This is a genomic window from Streptomyces sp. NPDC029466 (assembly GCF_055574515.1).
Genome location: NZ_JBVHZH010000031.1, coordinates 1 through 20,041, shown reverse-complemented (window position 1 = coordinate 20,041; position 20,041 = coordinate 1). Strand labels below are relative to the sequence as shown.

The following is a 20,041-nucleotide window of genomic DNA, read 5'->3' as shown; positions in this document are numbered from 1 at the left end:
TGGATACCGGGAATTCCCTGAGCGGCCCACAAGTCTGCAAGGAGCCCATCCCATGGCGGTTCTGTGCAAACCTGCAATCGCGGTCCCTGAATACATCCTCACCCAAGAAGACACCCTCGAACTCGCGCGGCGGATGCACAAGGATCATTCGCAGCTGCGGCTGGTGCTCCGCCTGATCGAGCACACCGGTGTACGCAAACGGCATTTGATCCAGCCGATCGACAAGGTACTCAAGCATCCCGGGCTCGACGCCCGCAGCGCGGTCTACGAGGAGGAGTCCAAGGCCCGGGTCCCCGCCGTGGTGCGCGAGGCGCTCGACCGGGCCGAACTGGAGCCGGCGCAGATCGACTTGATCGTCTACGTCTCCTGTACCGGCTTCATGATGCCGTCCCTGACGGCATGGCTCATCAACACCCTGGGCTTCCGCTCGGAGACCCGGCAGATGCCGATCGCCCAGCTCGGCTGTGCCGCGGGCGGCGCGGCGATCAACCGGGCCCACGACTTCTGCACGGCGTACCCCGACTCCAACGTCCTCATCGTGGCGTGTGAGTTCTGCTCGCTGTGCTACCAGCCCACCGATCTGGGCGTGGGATCGCTGCTGTCCAACGGTCTGTTCGGCGACGCGGTCGCCGCGGCGGTGGTCCGGGGGACGGGCGGCACCGGCGTCCGGCTGGAGCGCAACAGCTCCTATCTGATCCCGCACACCGAGGACTGGATCTCTTACGCGGTGCGGTCCACCGGCTTCCACTTCCAGTTGGACAAGCGCGTGCCCGGCACCATGGAGCCGCTCGCCCCGGCCCTGCGCGCCATCGCGCAGGAGCACCAATGGGACGCGGGCGAACTGGACTTCTACATCGTCCACGCGGGCGGTCCGCGCATTCTGGACGACCTGTGCCACTTCCTGGAGGTGCCGCCCGAGGCGTTCCGCTTCAGCCGCGCGACGCTGACCGAGTACGGCAATATCGCCAGCGGTGTGGTGCTCGACGCGCTGGCGAGGATGTTCGACGAGGCGTCGGCCGTCGACGGCCAGCGCGGCCTGCTGGCGGGATTCGGTCCCGGCATCACCGCCGAGATGGCCCTGGGCACCTGGGCCTCGACCCCTGCCGCGGCATGAGCGCACATGCGCGGTGCGCCCGGACGGTGATCCGCCGGGCGCACCGCGCATGTGCGCGTGCGGCGCGCTACCGCGACGGCTCACTCCCCTGGGGTAGCGATCGGGCTCGCGTCGGTGCGGCCGCGCGGGAGGCGCCGGGACCGTGCTGCCCCGGGAAGAGCCGCGGTGCGGCCGGATGCCGGGGGGAGGATCACCTGGGAGCGGCCGTCGGAAGGCGCCGGGCAGCGGTTGGCGCATACCGAACTTTTGCCTTGAATAGGAATATCTTGACATGCGGGACAGTGCGTTTTATGCAGATGAGTAGGCGGCTTGCTCCCCATATCAGCAGGTGAGGAGGCCCACGCGGGCCGTTCCACGGACGGGCCGCAAGGTGAGGAGAAGACCATGGCGCGTGCAGTGGGTATTGACCTTGGTACGACGAACTCGGTGGTCAGTGTGCTGGAGGGCGGCGAGCCCACGGTGATCACCAATGCCGAGGGCGCCCGGACCACCCCGTCGGTGGTCGGCTTCGCCAAGGGCGGAGATGTGCTGGTGGGCGAGGTCGCCAAGCGGCAGGCCGTGACCAACGTCGACCGCACCGCGCGGTCGGTCAAGCGCCACATGGGCGAGGCGCAGTGGCGCTTCCCGGAAAGCGGCGACATCGACGGTAAGCAGTACACCGCTCAGGAGATCTCCGCGCGGGTGCTCCAGAAGCTCAAGCGTGACGCCGAGGAATACCTGGGCGAGGACGTCACGGATGCCGTGGTCACCGTTCCGGCGTACTTCAATGACGCCCAGCGCACCGCGACCAAGGAGGCCGGCGAGATCGCGGGCCTGAAGGTGCTGCGGATCGTCAACGAGCCGACCGCGGCGGCGCTGGCCTACGGCCTCGACAAGGAGAACGACCAGACCATCCTGGTCTTCGACCTGGGCGGCGGCACCTTCGATGTCTCGCTGCTGGAGATCGGTGACGGCGTCGTCGAGGTGAAGGCCACCAATGGCGACACCCACCTGGGCGGCGACGACTGGGACCAGCGGATCGTCGATCATCTGACCAAGCAGTTCAAGAACGCGTACGGCATCGATCTGTCCCAGGACAAGATGGCCACCCAGCGGCTGCGGGAGGCCGCCGAGAAGGCGAAGATCGAACTGTCGGCGGCGACCGAGACCACGATCAATCTGCCCTATCTGAGCGCGTCCGCCGACGGGCCGCTGCACATGGACGAGAAGCTCACCCGCTCCCAGTTCGAGCAGCTGACCGCCGACCTGCTGGAGCGCTGCAAGACCCCGTTCCACAACGCGGTGGACGACGCCGGGATCAAGGTCGCCGACATCAACCATGTGATCATGGTCGGCGGTTCGACCCGGATGCCCGCGGTGACCGAGCTGGTCAAGGAGCTGACCGGCAAGGACCCGCACAAGGGCGTCAACCCGGACGAGGTCGTCGCCGTGGGTGCCGCGCTCCAGGCCGGTGTGCTCAAGGGTGAGGTCAAGGACGTCCTCCTGCTGGACGTCACCCCGCTGTCCCTCGGTATCGAGACCAAGGGCGGCATCATGACCAAGCTCCTGGAACGCAACACCACGATCCCGACCAAGCGCTCCGAGATCTTCACGACGGCCGAGGACAACCAGCCGTCCGTGCAGATCCAGGTCTACCAGGGCGAGCGCGAGATCGCGGCGTACAACAAGAAGCTCGGGATGTTCCAGCTGACCGGTCTGCCGCCGGCCCCGCGCGGCGTCCCGCAGATCGAGGTCTCCTTCGACATCGACGCCAACGGCATCATGCACGTCACGGCCAAGGACCTGGGCACCGGCAAGGAGCAGAAGATGACCGTCACCGGCGGCTCCTCACTGCCCAAGGACGACATCGACCGGATGGTCCGCGACGCCGAGCACCACGCCGAGGAGGACCGCCGCAAGCGGGAGACCGCGGAGACCCGCAACCAGGCCGAGCAGCTCGTCTACCAGACCGAGAAGTTCCTCAAGGACAACGAGGAGAAGGTCCCCGGTGAGGTCAGGACCGAGGTCCAGGAAGCCGTCACCGAGCTGAAGGAGAAGCTCAAGGGCGGGTCCGCCGAGGGCGACAACACCGCGGAGATCCGTACCGCCTCCGAGAAGCTCGCGGCCGTCTCCCAGAAGATGGGCCAGGCCATGTACGCCGACACCCAGGGCGCGCAGGCCGCCTCGGGTGCCCAGGGCGCGGCTGCCGGTGAGGGCGGCGCGGATGCCGCCGCCGGCGAGCAGGACGATGTCGTCGACGCGGAGATCGTCGACGACGACAAGCAGGAGGGCAGCGGACGATGAACCGCCCGACCGATGTCCACGGCCTGCCCCACCCGCCGCCGGCCCTCGTGGGACACGGGCCGCCGAAGAGCCCCGAACCGGGCCCGCCCGACGCCACCGGCCCCCCGGAGGACCGGACCGGGCAGCGGACCGGCCGGCCGTCCGGCCAGGACGAGTCCGCCGGGCGGCCCGCGCCCCCGGAGGCGGTGCTGCACGCCGAACTCCGGGAGCGGACGGCCGATCTCCAGCGGCTGAAGGCCGAGTACGACAACTACCGGAAGCGGGTCCACCGCGACCGGCTGGCGGTCGGCGAGATCGCGGTGGCGAATGTACTGAGCCGGCTGCTGCCCGTGCTCGACTCGCTCGCCGAGGCCACCGCGCGGGGCGAGGTGACCGGTGGTTTCGCGCGCATCGCCGAGGAACTGCACACCGAGCTCGGGGCGCTGGGCCTCCAGGCCCTCGGCGCGGTGGGTGACCCGTTCGACCCGCTGATCCACGAGGCCATCACCTTCACCCCCACCGACCGGCTGGAACAGGCCACCTGCACCGAGGTGCTCCGCCTGGGCTACCGGGTCGGCGACCAGCTGCTGCGCCCCGCCCAGGTGGCCGTCGCGGGCGAACCACCGGCCGACGCGTAACACCCTGCCCCTGAACTACCTTTCAACGGCTCGGAGTTGAGCTGCCTGCTCCTGCTGCGCCTGTCGTCATACACTGCTCGCGATGAACGACGGTGAGCGCATGCCTGCGTCGATCCACCCGTCGGCCCGGTGACCGCCTTCCGCTTCGTGCGGTGACCTGTACGTCGACCCGCGCGCCGACCTGCGCGTGTACCTGCACATCACGCCCCGCACTGCCGGGCGACGGCGGTCCTCGGCGCAATGGAATTGCCGCCCCCTGTACGCGATTACGCATACGTTCGACTCCCAGGGGCACCCGATCCTCTACCGCCAGCAACGGCCTCCGTACTTCGACAGAAAGCCCTACGACGCACGACGGGCGGGATCATGGCAACCGAGGAAAACACGGAACGCGGGAAAGCACACGACAAGCGACCGGAGCGGATCTCCGCTCCCACGGCTATGCGCCACGCCGCCGGGCAACTTGCCCAAATGCTGCAATGCGAGCCCGCTTCGGTGTCGGCACTCAAGCCCACCGATGACGGTTGGCTGGCGAATGTGGAAGTGGTGGAGATCGAAAGGGTGCCGGACACCGCGAGCGTCATGGCTTCCTACCGCGTCCACCTCGATGAACAGGGCCAACTCGTGGGATATGAGCGGACCCGCCGCTACGGGCGGGGCCAGATCGACAGGTAGTCCGGCCGTCGCCCGGCACCCACCACGGCCTCACACGGCCGCATGACCCGCTCCAGTCAACTGGAAGGGACGATCCATCATGACTGCCATTCAGCAATCCAACGCGCCCACCAGTGGGAGCGGTTCGGGAAATCTCTACGATGTTCTTGAGCTGATCCTCGACCGCGGGCTGGTAATCGATGCCTTTGTGCGGGTCTCCCTCGTCGGCATCGAAATCCTCAAGATTGATGTGCGTGTCGTCGTCGCGAGTGTGGACACCTATCTGCGCTTCGCCGAGGCATGCAACCGACTCGATCTGGAATCCGGCCGCAAGGCGCCGAGCCAGCTCACCGATCTGGTCGGTGAGGCGACCGAGAGCGGCGCCAAAGGAAAGTCAAAAGGCGCGCTGACCGGCGCGGTCGAGGCCTTCAGCGAATCCCTGCAAAAGGGCCAGGAGGACTCCGCGGAAGAGGATGAGCGCCCGGCCCGCAAATCTTCCGCGGCAAGCAACCGTCGCACCGCACGCCGCCGGGAGGAGTGAGCCATGGGAACGTACCTCTACGCCATCACCGCGGCCGGCCACCCCTTGCGGCTGTCCGGCCTCAACGGGGTCGGCGACCCCGCGGCCGAGCTGCGCACCGTCACCACGAAGGATCTGTGCGCGGTGGTCAGCGACGCACCGCAGGAACTCCGGGCCAAGCGCCGCGACGTGGCGGCCCATCAGGGAGTTCAGGAACGACTGCTGGCCGACGGCGCCGCGCTGCCGATGCGCTTCGGGCTGGTCGGCACCGACGACGCCCAGGTGGCCGCCGTGCTGGAGCAGGATCGCGACAGTTACCTCCAGCGGCTCTCGGAGGTCGACGGCCGCCGTGAGTACCACCTCAAGGTGGAGCGCGACGAGGACGACCTGCTGCGGGAGATCATGCGGGACTCCGCCGAGGTACAGCGGCTCAACGAGCGGACCCGCCAGAACCCCGGCGCGTACGACGACAAGGTGGCGCTCGGCGAGCTGATCTCGCAGGAGGTGCAGGCCCGTCAGGAGCGGGCCCGCGCGGACATCGTGGCCCGGCTCGCTCCGGCGGCCGTGCGCACCGCGGACGTCGAACCGACCAAGCAGCACTTCCTCAATGTGTCCTTCCTCGTCGAGCGGGAGAAGGCCGCGGCCTTCTCGGAGGCGGTCCATGAGGAGGCCGGGCAGCGCGGTGACAGCTACACCTTCAGCCTGCACGGCCCGCTGCCGCCGTACAGCTTCGTCTGACCTCCGAGAGGAGATCGGCCATGGGCCTGCTCACACAGCTTCTGACCCTGCCGCTGGCCCCGGTGCGGGGCACGGTCTGGGTCCTGGACCAGGTGCTGCTCACCGCCGAGCGCGAGTACTACGACCCGGCGCCGGTCCGTGAGGAACTGGCCGCGCTGGAACAGCAGTTGCTGGACGGCAGCATCGGGCCCGACGAGTTCGACTCCCGCGAGGACGAGCTCCTGGACCGGCTGGAGTGGCTGGAGGCCCACCGACAACGACTCCGTACCGACTCCTGATCAGGGGAGATTGAGGTGTACGACAGATGATGACCAACGCCAAGATAGGAGTGGCCCTCGTCGGGGGCTACCTCCTGGGGCGCACGAAGAAAGCCAAGATGGCCCTCGGCCTGGGCCTGTTCCTGGCCGGCAAGAAGCTGAATCTGGATCCGAAGCAGCTGGGCACGCTGGTCGCCAACTCGCCGGTGCTGGGCCCCCTCAACGACCAGGTGCGCAAGGAACTGGTGGACGCCACGAAGGCGGCGGCCGGCACCGCGCTCACCCAGCGGATGTCCGGCCTCGCCGACTCCCTGCACGAGCGGACCCTGGCCCTCGAAGAAGGCCGGGACGTGAGCGGCGGGACCGAGCGGACCGCGGACGGCGAGCCTGCCGCGGCGGACGACGAGGAGCAGCCGCCCGAGGACGGCACACGGGGCGACGCCGAGGACGCCGGGGGCGCGGCGGAAGCCGCGGAGAAGGGTGCGCCGAGCCGCAAGGCGCCTGCCGCCGCGTCCGCGAAGACGGCCACGAAGTCCGCCGCCGCCTCGGCGAAGAAGTCGGGCGGCGCCGCCCGGTCCACCGCGCGCCGCTCGTCGTCAAGCGCCTCGGGGACCTCGAAGTCATCGGGCAAGAACGCCGGTGGTGCGTCCCGCGGGCGCCCCGCCAACTCCTCGGCGCGGAAGTCCGCCGCGGGGGCCCGTAAGAAGGCGTCCGGTGCGGCCCGCACGGCCGCCGACCGTGGAGGCCGCAATGGCTGAGTCCACTTTCCGCAAGGTGAAGCACGAGGTGACCAAGAGCCCGGCGGCCGACCAGCTCAAGGAGGAGTTGCAGCACTACCTCCAGGCACGGGCGGAGCACGCCGTCACCAGCCTCGGCCACAAGCTGGGCGAGAGCGTCAGCAAGCTCGCCGAACCCGGCCGGGGCGCCGGGGGCCTGGTGAACAGCCTGGCGAAGGGCGGTGCGGCGCTCGGCAAGGGCAAGTCGCCGCAGCAGGCGGCCCTGACCGCCGGCGCCTCGCACCTCAAGGACACCGTCAAGGACAAGGTCAAGGGGCTGTTCGGCAAGGGCCGCAAGGGCGGCGGCGGCAAGTCCAAGAGCGTGACCATCGTCGAGGACATCGATGTGGGCGTGCCCGTGCGCGAGGCGTACGACCAGTGGACGCAGTTCCAGGAGTTCAGCACCTTCGCCAAGGGGGTCGTCAGTGTCGAGAAATCCGACGACACCACCAGCAACTGGAAGGTGAAGGTCGCCAAGTCCACCCGCAGCTGGCGCGCGAACGTCACCGAGCAGGTCCCCGACGAGCGCATCACCTGGACCACCGAGGGCGCGAAGGGCACGGTCAAGGGCGTGGTGACCTTTCATCGCCTCACCGACAACCTGACGCGGGTGCTGCTGGTTCTGGAGTACTTCCCCAAGGGGCTGTTCGAGAAGACCGGCAACATCTGGCGCGCCCAGGGCCGCCGGGCCCGGCTGGACCTCAAGCTCTACCGCAAATTCATCATGCTGCGCGGTGAAGCCACCGACGGCTGGCGGGGCGAGATCCAGGACGGCGAGGTGGTGGTCGAGCACGCCGACGCCGTCGAGGCGGAGCAGGAGGAGGAGAACGCCGGGCCCGGCTCCGACGACGACGGACGCCCCGACGCGGAGGCGGCAGACAAGGCCGGGGAGGACGCGGAAGCCGACGACCCGGACATCGAGCCCGAGGACCCGGCCGACGAGGACCCGGCCGACGAGGACCTGGCCGACGAGGACCTGGCCGACGAGGACGGGACCGCGGCGGAGGACGGCGACCTCGACGATCCGGTCGACGAGGACGAGGACCTCGACGAGCCGCGTGATGCGGACGACGACCTCGACGAGCCCCTCGACGAGGGCGACGACGTCCCTCCGGACGAGCCGGATGCCTACGAGGACGAGCGGGACGCGTACGAGGACGAGCCGGCGCCGCCCTCCCGGGGCCGCCGTACCGCCGCCGCCCGCTGACCCGTCCCGACCGCACAGACGAGGCTGATCATGTCCGATTCACTGGCCGGCCGTATGGGGCCGGGCTCCGGTCCGTCCCCGTACGGCCGGCAGGGGTCCTCCGCCAACCTGGCCGACATCCTGGAACGCGTGCTCGACAAGGGCGTCGTGATCGCGGGCGACATCCAGATCAATCTGCTCGACATCGAGCTGCTGACCATCAAGCTCCGGCTGCTCGTCGCCTCCGTCGACAAGGCCAAGGAGATGGGCATCGACTGGTGGGAGCACGATCCCTCACTCTCGTCCCGTGCCCGCCCGCCGCAGCAGGTGTCCGCCGGGCAACCGCCGGAGACCGGCCGCGATCCGCTGGCCGAGGAGAACCGGCAGCTGCGCGCCGAGCTCGCCGAGCTGCGGGCGGCCATCGGCCCGTCCCAGGGCTCCGACGGGCACCGGACGCACCACGAGGAGGAGCAGTGACCAGCCACCCGCAAGGAAACGAGGCGTCGGCCGCAGCCCCGCGGCAGCCGCTCGGTCTCGCCCCCGAGCAGCGGGAGTCCGCTCCCCCGTCCAGCTCGTACGTCTACGCCATCGGCCGGGCGGGCGCCGGTCTCGACACGACGGCTCCCCGGCTCACCGGGCTGCGGGACGGGCGGGTGCGGACGGCGTCCGCCGACGGCCTCACGGCGCTCGTCTCCTCCGTCCCGGCCGACGCCTTCAGCGAGGAGGGCATGAAGGCGCAGCTGGAGAATCTGACGGAGCTGGAGGAGATCGCCCGTACCCACCACGGCGTCGTCGAGGCCGCCCACACCGGCACGATGGTGCTCCCCATGCGGCTGGCCACCGTATATCTGGATGACGCCCGGGTGCGGTCGATGCTGCGGGAGCGCGGCGCGGAGTTCGACGCGCTGCTCTCCCGGCTCGAAGGCCATGCCGAGCTGGGGGTGAAGGTGTACGCGGATCCCCGCGCCGCGGCCGCCGACCCGGCTCCCGCTTCCGACGGCCCGGAGTCCGCTGTTCCCCCGGTCAGCCCCGGCCGGGCCTACTTGCAACAGCGCCGGGCCCAGCGCCGGACGCAGCGTGATGCCTTCCGGGCGGCGGGCGCCGTGGCCGAAGAGGTCCGGGGCCGGGCGGCCGCCTTTGCCCGGGACCGGGTCGCCCACCGCCCCCAGCAGGGTGAACTGGCCGCCGGTGCGGGGGAGAACATCGCGAATGAGGCCTATCTGGTGCCCACGGACCGGCTCCGGGAGTTCCACCAGGCGGTGGCGGGCCTGGCCGACGGTGTCCCCGGTGTACGTATCGAGGTCACCGGGCCATGGGCCCCGTACTCCTTCGCGACCCCGCCCGCGGACACCCGGAGTGCGTGATGGCGGGTGATCTTCCCGAGGCCGCGGGCGCCGAGGTCTCGTCCGCCGAGGTCTCGGCCCCGGCGGACCTCACCCCGGAAGAGTCTCTGGCCGGCCGGCAGATCGCGCTCATCGATCTCCTGGACCGTCTGCTGAACGGCGGCGCGGTGCTCACCGGAGATGTGGTGCTGTCGATCGCCGATGTGGACCTGGTGCACATCAATCTGCGGGCGGTCATTCGCTCGATCACGCCCGACGGTCCGGCGCCGTGGTGAGAGAGCGTGCGCCCGCCTTCCCGACGAGCAGCGCCCATGACGAGGGAGATCCATGACGAATGAACCGGCCGCCCCCGTGGAGCCCGCCTTCGCGGAGGTGGCGCAGGCCGCGGCCCGGGCCTTCGAGCTGGTGCCGGCCCCGTCCGACGGGCCGCCGCCGGGGCGGGACAGCGCTCTCGCCCAGCGGCTGCGGACCGATCCGGAGACGGTGGAGCGCGATCTCATCAAGCTGGTGCTGACCATCGTGGAGCTCCTGCGGCAGCTGATGGAGCGGACCGCCTTGCACCGTGTCGACCAGGGAGACCTGAGCGAGGAGCAGGAAGAGCGGGTCGGGCTGACGCTGATGATTCTCCAGGACCGGATGGCGGAACTCTGTGAGCGCTACGGCCTCACGATGCGGGACCTCAATCTCGATCTCGGTCCCCTGGGGTCTCTGCTGCCGCGTGACGACGCCATCTGATCCGCGGTCCCCGGCCGGCCGCTTCCGCCGTACGCCGCACGGGCATTGCAACTGACGGCCCGTCACCCTACCCTTCCGGCACACCCCCACCGCACCGGGGCGCTCGTACGGTCTCACCCCTACGATCCGTGCGCGGTGCAACGGGGCCGGCGCGCCGCGTGCCGGAAGGACAGCCATGTCCGACGACAGCGCTCGCAGACCCTCCCTCACCCGCCGTACGTTACTGAGCGGGGCCGCCGCCGCGGGGCTTGCCGCGGCGGCCGGGCTACAGCCCGCGCATCGCATCCCCGCGGGCAGTGCAGCGGCCACTCTCACCCCTCCGCCCGACTTCCCCGCGGGCATCCCCCTGTCCCAACAGGCCTTCCGGAACTGGTCGCTGGAGATCGTCGTCGAGGGGGTCTGGACGGCTTCGGCCCGTACGCCCGACGATGTGGTCACCCTCGCCAACTGGGCTCATCAGCACGGCTACCGGCTCCGGGCGCGGGGCAAGGGCCACACCTGGTCGCCGCTGGTGGTGCCCGCCGGGGCCGACACCAACCGTACGGTCATCGTCGACACCACCTCCCACCTCACCGCGGTCAGTGTGCGGGGCGGCAATCCGGGGAGCGTCACCGCGCAGGCGGGGGCGACCCTGGACCGGATCCTCGCCCGCCTGGAGGAGTCGGGGCTCGGTCTCGCCACCACTACGGCGCCCGGTGATCTGACCATCGGCGGGGTGCTGGCCATCGGCGGTCACGGCACCGGGGTGCCCACCGCCACCGAGAACCCGCCGGCGGGCTCCGGCTTCGGCACCCTGAGCTCGCTGGTCACCTCGCTCACCGCCGTGGTCTGGAGCGCCGCGGAGGGTCGTTATGTGCTCAAGACGTTCTCCCGCTCCGACCCGGACATCCGGGCCTTCCTCGTCCACCTGGGCCGTGCCTTCGTCACCGAGGTGACGCTGACGGCCGCGGCCAACACCCGGCTGCGCTGCCAGAATTGGTACGACGTGAACGTGGGCACCGTCTTCGGCCCGCCCGGTACGGGCGGCCGCACGATCGGCTCCTACCTGGACCGCACCGGGCGCATCGAGGCGATCTGGTTCCCGTTCACCGATGTGCCGTGGCTGAAGGTGTGGAGCGTGGCGCCCAACAAGCCGCTGCTCTCCCGGCAGATCGACACCCCGTACGCCTACACCTTCGCCAACCGGGTCACCGAGGAGATGTCGCGGCTGCTCGGGGAGATCGCCGCGGGCGGGGGCGACAAGACGCCCGTCTTCACCAAGCTGGCGATGTCCATCGTCGGCTCCGGGCTGATCGTCACCGGCACCTGGGATGTCTGGGGCTGGTCGAAGAACAGCCTGCTGTACGTCGAACCGACCACCCTGCGGATCGTCGAGGCGGGGTGGGCGGTGCTCACCTCCCGGGCGAATGTGCAGCGGGTGGTGAGTGACTTCTACTCCCGCTATCAGCAGGTGCTCACGGCTCATCAGGGCCGCGGCTCCTATCCCGTCAACGGGCCGATCGAACTGCGGATCACCGGGACGGACCCGCTCGACGGTCCCCTGCTCTCCCCGGCCCGGGCCCGTCGGGACCGTCCCGAGTGGGACACCGTGGTGTGGCTCGACTTCGCCACCTATCCCGGTACGCCGGGCGCCGCCCCCTTCTTCCGTGAGCTGGAGCAGTGGATCTGGCAGACCTACACCGGGTCGTATGCGACCGTACGTCCCGAGTGGTCCAAGGGCTGGGCCTATACGGACAGCGGGCCCTGGCGCGATTCCGGCACGCTGGGCGGCACCGTGCCGGCCGCGTTCGACGAGTGGCGCACCGCCCGGGACATCCTCAACTCCTATGACCCGGCACGGGTGTTCTCCAATGCGTTCCTCGACACCCTGCTGCCCTGAGACACCCCCTATGGGGGGCGCGCGGAATTTCCGCGCGCCCCCCAATCGAAATCACCCGGCACGTCCGTCACACCCGTAACAAGTGCAGGAAACAACCCGCTAAGCGGTCATCACGAGGTTGGCGGGAATTTTGCGCCTGACGCCCTGGACGCTTTCCGGAATCCGCCCCCTTGGTGTGTGAAGTTCCTACGAACACCGGCGGCCACCGGGCGCCCGCCGCTCCGCCGCGGCAGCTCCGCCCGCGCACCGGCCTGCGGGGACACCAGCACCCACCGACCGCCCCGCGCATTGTGGAGTCCTGCCATCCCGAGCGGTAATGAACGAGGCCGCACCCGGGCTCGATGACGCGGTTTCCAGTCATCTCCAGCGAAAATGCATCTGGCGGGAATGACAGCCGTAACAATTCTGCAAGGCAGCGTGCGGGGCTGAAAGTGTGTGCTGCGGCAGAGACTCGTGGGGTAACTGTCGCCACATCGCCGGTTGTTCCCCGGGTGGCTGTCCGACGACGGGGGCAGACCGCAGAAGCAGAAACGAAGGGACGAACGTGATCCGGGTCTTGGTGGTGCACGAAACGCGGCTGCTGCGCTCGGCGCTCACCGCGCTGTTGCGCGACGAGGAGGGTATCGACGCGGTCGCCGCCTGCTGGAGAAGTGCCCCCGGGCGAGCCCGTTCCTTCCGGCCGCAGGTGTGCGTCGTCGATGGCGACTGTGCGGGTTCGGTGGCCTCGGCGGACCACCCCGGCGGCCCGGGATGTGCCCTGCTGGTCCTGGCCAGCGCCTGCCGGCCCGGCACGCTGCGCCGGGCGATCGCCGCCCGAGCGCGGGGGTTCGTGGACAAGGACGCGCCACCGGCCCGGCTGTTGCACGCGATAAACCTGGTCGCCGCCGGGAAGCGCTATGTCGACCATTCACTGAGCCCGGATTTCCTGGAGGCCGCCGACATGCCGCTGACCCCGCGTGAGTTAAGCGTGCTGTCACTCGCCGCGGGCGGCGCTTCGGTCCCCGAGATCGCCCGTGAACTGCATCTGAGCAGCGGCACGGTACGCAATTACATGGCGGCCATCAATCGCAAAACCGGCGCACGGAACCGGGTGGACGCGATACGGATATCGCAGGGGGCGGGCTGGGTCTAGGGCGGACAACCCCTGACACCTGTCCGGAGAGTCCGCGAAGTCCCGTGATCAGCCGAGAAAGCGGGACTTCACGGCGAAATTCTCCGCGCGCTCCGGTGCGTCCGGCTGCCAGCTTCCCGCCAGGTCCCGGTAGAGGGGCGAGCGTTCGAGCAGCTCCTCATGGGTACCGCAGGTGGCCCGGTGGCCGTCGAGTACCAGGATGCGGTCGGCCCGGCGGGCCGAGGTGATCCGGTGGGCCACGACGATCAGCGTTCCGGGGCGCTCCGCGAAGGCGCGCTCGGCCCGCATTTCCGCCGCCGGGTCGAGATGGCAGGTCGCCTCGTCGAGGAGGACGAGGGGGGCGGGTGACAGATGGGCCCGGCCCAGTGCGATCAGCTGGCGTTCCCCCTGGGACAGGGCGCCCGGGTCGAGCGGTGCGTCGAATCCGCCCAGCCGGCGCACCAGCGTGTCCAGGCCCACGGCATCCGACGCCGCCTCCAGGGCGGCGGTGGAGGCGCCGTCCGGGCGGAGGTAGAGCAGGTTCTCGCGCAGGGTGCCCGAGAAGACGTAGGCCTGTTGCGGGATGAGCACGCGCAGCAGGGACGGATCGGTGCCCAACGGATCGGTTCCCAAGGGGGCGCGGACCGGCCGGCCGGCCACCCGTATCTTGCCCCGGCCGGGGGCGAGCAGTCCGGCGACGAGCGCGGTCAGGGTCGACTTTCCGATGCCGCTCGGTCCCACCACGACGAGGTGTTCGCCCGGTTCGACGGTCAGGTCGAGGTCGTGCAGCACGGGCTGGGCGGCGGGCCCGTAGGCGAAGGTCACCGCGCGCAGTTCGACGCGGGGGCCGTCGGGCGGGGCGGGGACGTGGGGCGCGGGCTCCAGCGTGGTGGTGGGCGGCGGCGCGGTGGGGGGCTCCGGAGCGCTGGAGGGCTCCGGAGCGGGGCCGGTGGTGAGGCGGTCGAGGACCACGAGCAGTCGGGTGCCGGCCGAGCCCAGCGCGTTCATCAGGGTGTGCAGGGCGGGCAGCAGGGACTGGGTCAGATAGGCCAGCGCGCCCAGCACGGCGCCGGGGGTGAGCCCTTGCCGCAGCAGCCAGGGCGCGGTGACCAGCAGCAACAGGACGGGCAGTTGGCCGGCCAGGCCGAGCGCGAGACAGCGGACGGCGGCCCAGCGCGCCAACTGCCGTGCCGCGCGGGCCTCGTCCTCGATGACGCCGTACGCCCGGTCCGCGGTCCGCTGCTGCGCACCGCAGGCCACCACGTCACGCAGCCCCTCGGCGACGGCGCCGAACTGTGTGGCCAGGTCCTCGTCCGCCTGGAGGAAGGCGCGCTGGCGGGCCGCCATCGGCCGGAGGGTGGCCAGGAAGAGCAGCAGCCCGGCCGCGAGCGGAGGCACCACGATCAGCAGCAACTGGGGCGCCAGGGAGAGGAGTCCGAGCACCGCTCCGGCCGCGGTGAACACGAAGGAGCGGGCGACCAGGACCAGTCCGGCGAAGCTGTCCCGAGCGATCTCGGTCTGGTTGGTCAGCCGGGAGACCACGGCACTGCCCGCCGCCCGGGCCGGCTGCGCCACCGCCTGGGTCAGCGAACGCGACACCACCTGACGGACCAGGCCGTCGCGCAGCGGCTCGACGAGGTCGGCCAGCCCGCGGAAGACTCCCCGGCCGGCCAGCCCGCCGACGATGACGGCCAGTGCGGTGACGCCCAGCCAGACCAGCCCGACTCCGGTCCGGCCGGCCAGAAAGCCCTGGTCCAGGGCCTTTGCCAGGCCGTAGCCGCCGAGGAAGGTGTGGGCGGACTCCAGCAGTGACCAGCCGGCCAGCAGCAGCAGTACGCGGGTCCGGCGGCGGAGAAAGCGCCTCGCCCGGGGCAGCAGTCGTGCGGTCGCGGTCGTCATGAGGCGGTCCGGGTGTCCTCGTCCTCGGTGTGGGCGAACACCGCGCGGTAGTCGGCGTCCGTCCAGAGCCGGTCGTGCGGGGCGACGGCACGGAGCCGTCCGTTCTCCAGCCATGCGACCAGATCGGCGCGGGCGGCGGAGGAGACGCGATGGGCGATCAGCAGTCTGCTGCCGGTCCGTACGTCATGGACCAGGGCGCGGCGGACATGGAGTTCGGTGACGCTGTCCAGGCTGGAGGTGGCGTCGTCGAGCACGAGCAGTCGGCCGGCATGGGCGAACGCCCGTGCCAGGCCGAGGCGTTGGACCTCGCCGCCGGACAGCGGGGCGTCGGTGAGCGGCGCGGCGTATCCCCCGGGGAGGAGGCGGACGAACGAGTCCGCACCGGCCGCGCGGGAGGCGGCCTCGATCGTCCGCTCCGGGGGCTCGTAGGGGCCGAAGCCGATGGCGGCTCCTACGGTGGCGCCGAACAGGGCGGGCCGTTCGAAGGCGTAGCCGATCTCGCGGCGCAGCTGCGCGGGGTCGGCCTCGTCGAGGGGTATCCCGTCCAGCAGCACCTGCCCGCTGTCGGGATCGGTGAGCCGGCCCGCGACGGCGGCGAGCAGCGACTTGCCGGCCCCCGAGTGCCCGACGACCGCCATGGTGGTGCCGCCGGGCACCACCAGGTCGACCTCGCGCAGCGCGGGGGTGCCACCGCGGAGGACGGTGACCGCGCGCAGTTCGAGCCGGCCGGGGCCGTCGGCGGGCAGCGGCCGGGACCCCTGCGGCGGTGTGGGCAGGGTGAGGAGTTCGCCGGTGCGGTGGGCCGCGGCACGGCTGCGCACCAGGGCGTTGAGCTGCCCGACGACGCCACCCAGCCCGGCGGTGAGCGCGGCGTACCGGGAGGCCGCCAGCAGCTCACCGACGGAGAGGCTGCCGTACGCCAGCCGGAGGCCGCCGACGGCGAGGACGGCGGTGGTCAGCAGGGGTACCAGGATGCTGCTGCTGACCACGGCGCGGCCGTAGACCTGCCACATGTGCCGTCCCTGCGCGCCCAGTTCGGGAAGCGGTGCGAGGACCCGGGCCCGTTCGCGCCCCGCCGTTCCCGCCGCGGCGATGGTCCGGGCGCCGCCGAGCGCCTCGACGAGCCGGGTCGCGAGATCCGCCTGGACGCGCTGATAGCGGCGGACGCTGTCGGAGGAGCCACGGGCGAAGCGGCGCAGCAGCCGGGTCAGCAGCGGCAGCCCGGCGAGGAACACGGCGGCCAGCCAGATGTCGGTGAGCGCCAGGGCGATCAGGGCACCGACCGGGGTGAGGACGGCGGCGAGACCGGTGGCCGCGGCGGTGGGCGCGGTCCCGGCGTCCGCGGCGTTCCCGGTGAGACGGGTCACCAGGTCACCAGGGGTGAAGCGGTCGGCGACCCGGTGCGGGGCGAGGGAGAGCAGATGGTCGATACCGGTCCGCCGGAGCCAGGCGGTGCTGCGGGCGGTGGTGACGCCGCCGGTCAGCGCCACCAGCGCGTCCAGCAGCACTTCGGCGCTCAGCAGCACGGCGCAGAGCACCAGGGCCCCGTGGAAGCCCGGACGGGCGCCGAGCACGAGGTCGAGGGTGTGGCCGAGTACGGCGGGCAGCGCGATGGCGGCACCCGCGGACGCCACGCTGAAGAGGCAGACGGCGAGGGTGCGTACGGGGCTGTGCCGGAAGGCACCGGTCAGGACGGAGCGGGCGCCGGGGTCCGGTCCGCGCCGGGCGGCCGGCGGGGGCGGCGGCGAGGAGGGCCCGGGGGTGCGGGGCATGCGGGTGCGGACCTCGCCTCCAAGGGACGGGTACGGGCGGCAGCGGCAGGCCCCGGGCGGTGTGGCCACCCGGGGCTCGCCGTGACTTACGCGCTATGGGGACCGAGGTCCCGTAGCGGCGAGAAGTCAGTTACAGGTGGTGACGCTCAGGCTGCTGTCACCGCAGAGCAGCAGGCTCGCGCGGCTGCCGGTGTGCAGCTCCTCCGTGGCCTCGGCCTTGGGGGTCTCCAGCGTCTGCAGGTCAAGAAGGGACATGGTGGTTCCTCTCTGATGGGGACGGGTTTTCTCGATCGGCCCCGGACGGGGCCGGCTTCAGGGCCGCCTGGGCGGCGGGAGGAAGGGCAGGTGCACGGGTGTGTCGTGCAGTGCGCTGCCCAGCGCGAGCAGACATCCGGCGGTGCCGGTGCTCAGGTCCATGGAGAGCCGCATCATCTGCTCCCCGGCGAAGGCAAGATGGCCTTGGTAGGGCACGGCGCCCCAGGCAAGGGAGTCGATCTGGCGGCGGAGGTCGGCGGCATGGGTGCCGGGGCCGCCGGCCGTGGTGCGGGCGAGGTGCAGCACCATGCCCGCCGCGCCGCGGAACAGGCCGGGCTGGGCATAGAACTTGGCCTGGGCGGCCTGCACGATCTCGCTCCGCGCCCGTGCGAACTCCTCGTCCGGGCGATGGGCGAGGAAGTCGTCGAGCACCATGCCGATGCCGACGCTGCCGGCGCCGAGGTAGGGCATGGTCCGCCAGCCCTCGTTGACCTGGAGGGCGCCCCCGGCGCCGCGGACGCAGCGGGACAGGTCCCGGCGCAGGGCGTCAGCGGCCAGATCGAGCAGCGCGGGGTCGTCGGTGCGCTCGTACAGACGCAGGAAGAGCAGGGCCGCTCCGCTGTCTCCGTGCAGCAGCCCGGCGCGGGGCGTCGCGCCGCCCTCGGTGGTTGGCGCGGCGGTCCGGAGCTTGTCGGCCACGAGCTGGGCGCAGTGCAGGGCCTGCTCGCCGAGGGCGGTTTCGCCGGTGGTGCCGGCCAGGGAGTCGAGGGCCAGGCCGAGGCCCGCCAGGCCACTGTGCAGATCGGGTGCGATGTCCTGCCAACGCTGGGTGGCGACGGTGTCGATGAGGTCCAGGGCCCGGTCCCGGTGTCCGAGCCGGTCCAGGACCCAGGCGACGCCGGAGAGCCCGTCATAGAAGCCGAGCGGGCTGCCGGACGCGGGGGTCTTCGTCCTCCGCAGCAGCCACTCCTCCGCCTCCGGGCAGCGGTCCGCGCCGGTTTCCGCCAGGGCGTACAGCACTCCGGCCGCCCCGTAGGCGAAGCAGGTGCCCCCGCCCGTGGTGGAGAACTGGGCGATGTCGCCGGGGAAGTAGCGGTCCTCCCGGTCCGGGGTGGCCGAGGCGAGCACGGCCCGGACCATGGAGTCGCGGCTGTGCGGCCAGTCGCCGAGGGCCACGGGGAGGTAGTCCGCTCCCCCGGTCCGGCCCGTGCGGACGGGGGCGTGCGCGGGCTGGTACCCCCGCAGGATCTCCGCCACGGCTTCGTCGAGGTAGTCGCGGGGCACCGGGAACTGTGCGGCGGCGATCTCCGCGAGATGTGCCGCCTTGTTGCGGTCCACCGCGAAGAGGCTGGTGAGCGGGAGGAACAGCGCAAGTCGCAGACAGGCCAGGGCGTAGCGGTCGACATCGAAGCCCCGGCGGTCCGCGGGAGCGACGAAGCCCGGGTTGGCGATCACCTGGCGGCTGGACTCGTCGTCGACGGATGCGGCCTCGAAGTCCAGCAGCACCACGGAGGATTCGTCCTCGGACATCATGATGTTGAAGAGGTGCAGATCGTTGAAGACCACGCCGCGGGAGTGGATCGCCTTGACCGCGTCGGCCACCAGGCCGTGGACGCGGATGGCCCACTCGGTGTACTCCGCGAGCCGCTCGGGGCTCGGATCGGCCTCGATCAGCGGGTGACGGTGCGCGAAGAAGCTGTTCAGCGGCCGGCCTTCGATGAACTCCAGCACCAGGAAGGTGTGCTCGCCGAGGGTGAACCAGTCGTGCACCTCGGGGGCGCAGCCGAGTCCGGAGAGTCTCTTCAGCGCGTCCCGCTCCCGCTCCAGCCGGGCCACGGCGTCCGCTTCATCGGCGGCCAGTCCGGCGTACGGCCGTGCCTCCTTCAGCACCACCCGCTGGTCGGTCCGCAGGTCCCGGCCGACGTAGACGCCGCCGCCGTTGGAGAAGTGCAGTGCCTGCTCGATCTTGTACGGCAGGTCGGTGACGGTGGTGGCGGAGCGGGCGGTCAGATGCGGCTGGAGGAACTCCGGGAGGGTGACCCACTCGGGGACGCGGAACGCGGGCTCGCGGCGGTCGGGGACCAACTGCCCCTGGCCGTCCTCGATCGCGGGGCGGAGTTCGCCCTTGTCGTCGTAGCAGTGCCGTTCGGTGAAGCTGCCGTAGCGCACATACACCGGACCGGCGCCCCAGCGCAGATCGCTGAGGATGTACGGGCCCGGCTCGCCGGCGAGCAGCTCGTTCAGCTCCTTGGCGATGCGGCCGCACTGCTCCTCGTCGGCGGGGTAGACCGTGAGGAACTTTCCACTGGCGCCGCGGTCGGCGTATTTGGCGTTGCGGATGTGGAGCAGGTACCGGGTCGGCATGCACTTGAAGGCGATCGAGCGCGGGACGCAGTAGTCCCAGACCTTGGCCAGGACACGTTCGGCGTTGTCCAGACAGGCCGAGACATGGATCTTCCAGCCCTGGCTGGGCAGTTCGCGGTCCAGCGGGCGGAACGCCAGCCAGTCGCCGGAGCGGTGGCGCTGCCAGCCCTCGGGCAGCTCCCGGCTCAGCGTCGCGTACTGGGCACCGCGGCCCGTGCTGCTCGCGGGCAGCCGGTGGGGAGCGTCGTAGAACTGTCGGTCGGCGTCGCAAAAGACGGCGTAACCCTTGTTCATCGCACTCCCTCGGCTGGTGACAGGGCTGACGCTGTCATGCCGCGGGGGCCGGGAAACAGTCATGACTGTCACGAAGAACCCGTGAGAAATGCACGTTTGCTGCGAATTTGCTGAGAGGTGAAGGGGTGGCCAGGACCGCCACCCCTCCCCTAGGCAGTGTCTTCAAATGATCTCGGGTGGTGGATCATGGTCGGGTGATACGTCGCCATGAACTGTCGGATGCCGAGTGGGAGTTCGTCCGGCC

General features: G+C 70.9%; 19 protein-coding genes. 15 read left to right on the top strand and 4 right to left on the bottom strand.

The genetic code is table 11. The annotated features are described in order from the left end of the window. Window positions 1–52: 52 nt before the first annotated feature. The 15 genes from ACZ4XD_RS22975 to ACZ4XD_RS22905 all read left to right on the top strand — a co-directional run bounded on the left by ACZ4XD_RS22975 (window position 53) and on the right by ACZ4XD_RS22905 (window position 13,234). Window positions 53–1,114: a type III polyketide synthase gene (locus tag ACZ4XD_RS22975; protein ID WP_468044827.1), complete on the top strand. Its 1,062-nt coding sequence runs from the start codon at window positions 53–55 to the stop codon at window positions 1,112–1,114. A 384-nt stretch (window positions 1,115–1,498) separates the two neighbouring features. After that, window positions 1,499–3,397 carry a molecular chaperone DnaK gene (gene dnaK / locus ACZ4XD_RS22970; protein WP_468044825.1) on the top strand — a complete coding sequence of 633 codons (1,899 nt, stop codon included), beginning with the start codon at window positions 1,499–1,501 and terminating at the stop codon, window positions 3,395–3,397. After that, window positions 3,394–4,014: a nucleotide exchange factor GrpE gene (grpE, locus tag ACZ4XD_RS22965; protein WP_468044823.1), complete on the top strand. Its 621-nt coding sequence runs from the start codon at window positions 3,394–3,396 to the stop codon at window positions 4,012–4,014. The genes dnaK and grpE overlap by 4 nt, the downstream gene beginning before the upstream one ends. Window positions 4,015–4,380: 366 nt before the next feature. Beyond that, on the top strand, window positions 4,381–4,689 hold the full coding sequence (locus tag ACZ4XD_RS22960; protein ID WP_468044821.1) for a gas vesicle protein GvpO: 309 nt from the start codon (window positions 4,381–4,383) through the stop codon (window positions 4,687–4,689). A gap of 79 nt (window positions 4,690–4,768) precedes the next feature. Continuing rightward, a complete protein-coding gene (locus tag ACZ4XD_RS22955) occupies window positions 4,769–5,209 on the top strand; it encodes a gas vesicle structural protein GvpA (protein ID WP_468044819.1) in 441 nt (146 codons plus the stop codon). Window positions 5,210–5,212: 3 nt separating this feature from the next. Beyond that, window positions 5,213–5,926, top strand: coding sequence for a GvpL/GvpF family gas vesicle protein (locus ACZ4XD_RS22950; protein WP_468044817.1), 714 nt, complete (start codon window positions 5,213–5,215; stop codon window positions 5,924–5,926). Window positions 5,927–5,946: 20 nt separating this feature from the next. Further along, the gene (locus tag ACZ4XD_RS22945; protein ID WP_042152811.1) at window positions 5,947–6,204 is read left to right on the top strand and encodes a gas vesicle protein GvpG; all 258 of its coding nucleotides are present in this window, start codon (window positions 5,947–5,949) and stop codon (window positions 6,202–6,204) included. 26 nt (window positions 6,205–6,230) lie between these two features. Next, window positions 6,231–6,941, top strand: a complete 711-nt coding sequence (locus tag ACZ4XD_RS22940; protein WP_468044815.1) for a hypothetical protein — start codon at window positions 6,231–6,233, stop codon at window positions 6,939–6,941. Further along, on the top strand, window positions 6,934–8,166 hold the full coding sequence (locus ACZ4XD_RS22935) for an SRPBCC family protein (RefSeq protein WP_468044813.1): 1,233 nt from the start codon (window positions 6,934–6,936) through the stop codon (window positions 8,164–8,166). The genes ACZ4XD_RS22940 and ACZ4XD_RS22935 overlap by 8 nt, the downstream gene beginning before the upstream one ends. 30 nt (window positions 8,167–8,196) lie before the next feature. After that, on the top strand, window positions 8,197–8,622 hold the full coding sequence (locus ACZ4XD_RS22930; RefSeq protein WP_468044811.1) for a gas vesicle protein: 426 nt from the start codon (window positions 8,197–8,199) through the stop codon (window positions 8,620–8,622). After that, window positions 8,619–9,509: a GvpL/GvpF family gas vesicle protein gene (locus ACZ4XD_RS22925; RefSeq protein ID WP_468044809.1), complete on the top strand. Its 891-nt coding sequence runs from the start codon at window positions 8,619–8,621 to the stop codon at window positions 9,507–9,509. The genes ACZ4XD_RS22930 and ACZ4XD_RS22925 overlap by 4 nt, the downstream gene beginning before the upstream one ends. After that, entirely contained in the window at window positions 9,509–9,763 is a 255-nt protein-coding gene (locus ACZ4XD_RS22920; RefSeq protein WP_468044807.1) for a gas vesicle protein, read from the top strand. The genes ACZ4XD_RS22925 and ACZ4XD_RS22920 overlap by 1 nt, the downstream gene beginning before the upstream one ends. Before the next feature lie 52 nt (window positions 9,764–9,815). Continuing rightward, window positions 9,816–10,223, top strand: a complete 408-nt coding sequence (locus tag ACZ4XD_RS22915; RefSeq protein WP_468044805.1) for a gas vesicle protein K — start codon at window positions 9,816–9,818, stop codon at window positions 10,221–10,223. A 175-nt stretch (window positions 10,224–10,398) separates the two neighbouring features. Beyond that, window positions 10,399–12,102: a cholesterol oxidase substrate-binding domain-containing protein gene (locus ACZ4XD_RS22910; RefSeq protein WP_468044803.1), complete on the top strand. Its 1,704-nt coding sequence runs from the start codon at window positions 10,399–10,401 to the stop codon at window positions 12,100–12,102. A 544-nt stretch (window positions 12,103–12,646) separates the two neighbouring features. Continuing rightward, window positions 12,647–13,234, top strand: coding sequence for a LuxR C-terminal-related transcriptional regulator (locus ACZ4XD_RS22905; protein WP_468044801.1), 588 nt, complete (start codon window positions 12,647–12,649; stop codon window positions 13,232–13,234). Between the two features lie 48 nt (window positions 13,235–13,282). Here the strand turns inward: ACZ4XD_RS22905 and ACZ4XD_RS22900 are convergent, their stop codons facing one another. The 4 genes from ACZ4XD_RS22900 to lanKC form a co-directional block, all read right to left on the bottom strand. Further along, on the bottom strand, window positions 13,283–15,112 hold the full coding sequence (locus tag ACZ4XD_RS22900) for an ATP-binding cassette domain-containing protein (protein WP_468044799.1): 1,830 nt from the start codon (window positions 15,110–15,112) through the stop codon (window positions 13,283–13,285). Continuing rightward, a complete protein-coding gene (locus tag ACZ4XD_RS22895) occupies window positions 15,109–16,884 on the bottom strand; it encodes an ABC transporter ATP-binding protein (RefSeq protein ID WP_468044797.1) in 1,776 nt (591 codons plus the stop codon). The genes ACZ4XD_RS22900 and ACZ4XD_RS22895 overlap by 4 nt, the downstream gene beginning before the upstream one ends. 126 nt (window positions 16,885–17,010) lie before the next feature. Then, window positions 17,011–17,139 carry a SapB/AmfS family lanthipeptide gene (locus ACZ4XD_RS22890; RefSeq protein WP_042152795.1) on the bottom strand — a complete coding sequence of 43 codons (129 nt, stop codon included), beginning with the start codon at window positions 17,137–17,139 and terminating at the stop codon, window positions 17,011–17,013. A gap of 57 nt (window positions 17,140–17,196) precedes the next feature. Beyond that, on the bottom strand, window positions 17,197–19,797 hold the full coding sequence (gene lanKC, locus ACZ4XD_RS22885) for a class III lanthionine synthetase LanKC (RefSeq protein ID WP_468044794.1): 2,601 nt from the start codon (window positions 19,795–19,797) through the stop codon (window positions 17,197–17,199). Between the last annotated feature and the right edge of the window lie 244 nt (window positions 19,798–20,041).

Bases quoted from the DNA above. Each gene is read 5' to 3' on its own strand.
- ACZ4XD_RS22950 (WP_468044817.1), top strand. From the start codon at position 5,213: ATGGGAACGTACCTCTACGCCATCACCGCGGCCGGCCACCCCTTGCGG.
- ACZ4XD_RS22935 (WP_468044813.1), top strand. From the start codon at position 6,934: ATGGCTGAGTCCACTTTCCGCAAGGTGAAGCACGAGGTGACCAAGAGC.
- ACZ4XD_RS22975 (WP_468044827.1), top strand. From the start codon at position 53: ATGGCGGTTCTGTGCAAACCTGCAATCGCGGTCCCTGAATACATCCTC.
- ACZ4XD_RS22910 (WP_468044803.1), top strand. From the start codon at position 10,399: ATGTCCGACGACAGCGCTCGCAGACCCTCCCTCACCCGCCGTACGTTA.
- ACZ4XD_RS22900 (WP_468044799.1), bottom strand. From the start codon at position 15,112: ATGACGACCGCGACCGCACGACTGCTGCCCCGGGCGAGGCGCTTTCTC.
- ACZ4XD_RS22915 (WP_468044805.1), top strand. From the start codon at position 9,816: ATGACGAATGAACCGGCCGCCCCCGTGGAGCCCGCCTTCGCGGAGGTG.
- ACZ4XD_RS22930 (WP_468044811.1), top strand. From the start codon at position 8,197: ATGTCCGATTCACTGGCCGGCCGTATGGGGCCGGGCTCCGGTCCGTCC.
- ACZ4XD_RS22890 (WP_042152795.1), bottom strand. From the start codon at position 17,139: ATGTCCCTTCTTGACCTGCAGACGCTGGAGACCCCCAAGGCCGAGGCC.
- lanKC (WP_468044794.1), bottom strand. From the start codon at position 19,797: ATGAACAAGGGTTACGCCGTCTTTTGCGACGCCGACCGACAGTTCTAC.
- ACZ4XD_RS22955 (WP_468044819.1), top strand. From the start codon at position 4,769: ATGACTGCCATTCAGCAATCCAACGCGCCCACCAGTGGGAGCGGTTCG.
- ACZ4XD_RS22940 (WP_468044815.1), top strand. From the start codon at position 6,231: ATGATGACCAACGCCAAGATAGGAGTGGCCCTCGTCGGGGGCTACCTC.
- ACZ4XD_RS22960 (WP_468044821.1), top strand. From the start codon at position 4,381: ATGGCAACCGAGGAAAACACGGAACGCGGGAAAGCACACGACAAGCGA.
- ACZ4XD_RS22945 (WP_042152811.1), top strand. From the start codon at position 5,947: ATGGGCCTGCTCACACAGCTTCTGACCCTGCCGCTGGCCCCGGTGCGG.
- ACZ4XD_RS22920 (WP_468044807.1), top strand. From the start codon at position 9,509: ATGGCGGGTGATCTTCCCGAGGCCGCGGGCGCCGAGGTCTCGTCCGCC.
- ACZ4XD_RS22895 (WP_468044797.1), bottom strand. From the start codon at position 16,884: ATGCCCCGCACCCCCGGGCCCTCCTCGCCGCCGCCCCCGCCGGCCGCC.
- dnaK (WP_468044825.1), top strand. From the start codon at position 1,499: ATGGCGCGTGCAGTGGGTATTGACCTTGGTACGACGAACTCGGTGGTC.
- grpE (WP_468044823.1), top strand. From the start codon at position 3,394: ATGAACCGCCCGACCGATGTCCACGGCCTGCCCCACCCGCCGCCGGCC.